This window comes from Grimontia celer, assembly GCF_900055185.1.
In the GTDB taxonomy this organism is placed as follows: domain Bacteria; phylum Pseudomonadota; class Gammaproteobacteria; order Enterobacterales; family Vibrionaceae; genus Enterovibrio; species Enterovibrio celer.
Genome location: NZ_FIZX01000055.1, coordinates 1 through 549 on the forward strand (window position 1 = coordinate 1; position 549 = coordinate 549).

At 55.0% G+C, this 549-nt stretch carries 1 rRNA gene; it reads left to right on the forward strand.

What is annotated here, in order from left to right:
* The first annotated feature begins 219 nt into the window (after positions 1-219).
* Positions 220-334 (forward strand): 5S ribosomal RNA (gene rrf, locus GCE9029_RS25390).
* Positions 335-549: the final 215 nt, after the last annotated feature.

Here is a 549-nt window from a genome sequence, read left to right on the forward strand (position 1 = left end):
GAGTCCCGAAAGGCATAGATACAGGCAAGCAGCCGACAAAGGCAGCCCTGATAGCGATGCTGTCAGGGCTTTTTTGTGTCTGCGGTTTTCCGCACCACACCGCATCAACTCAGTTAGATTGCGCATCCCTTTTATGCCCCGCTTGCGCCTGTCTCATGCTTCGACACGTCAGCGCGTGACATCAAAAGCGTGCGCCTTATGGCATCTGTCAGAAAAGGTGTTCAGAAAAACAGAGGCAGAGCACTATCTGATCCCATCCCGAACTCAGAAGTGAAAGGCGCCATCGCCGATGGTAGTGTGGGAGATCCCATGTGAGAGTAGGTCGTCGTCAAGCATCATACACAGGACGCCCTGATAGCGATGCTGTCAGGGTTTTTTTGTGTTTGAAATTCGGTTCCCGTAACACCCCTCAAGACCTCAGCCCAAGCAGCTTCCCCTGTTCTGCCCCTCTTCCGCCTGTCTCCTGCTTCGACCCCTCAGCGCGGTACACCACCAGCGTACCACTTACTGCGTCATGCCGCGCCTCTGGTCACAAGGACAGAGCCCTTC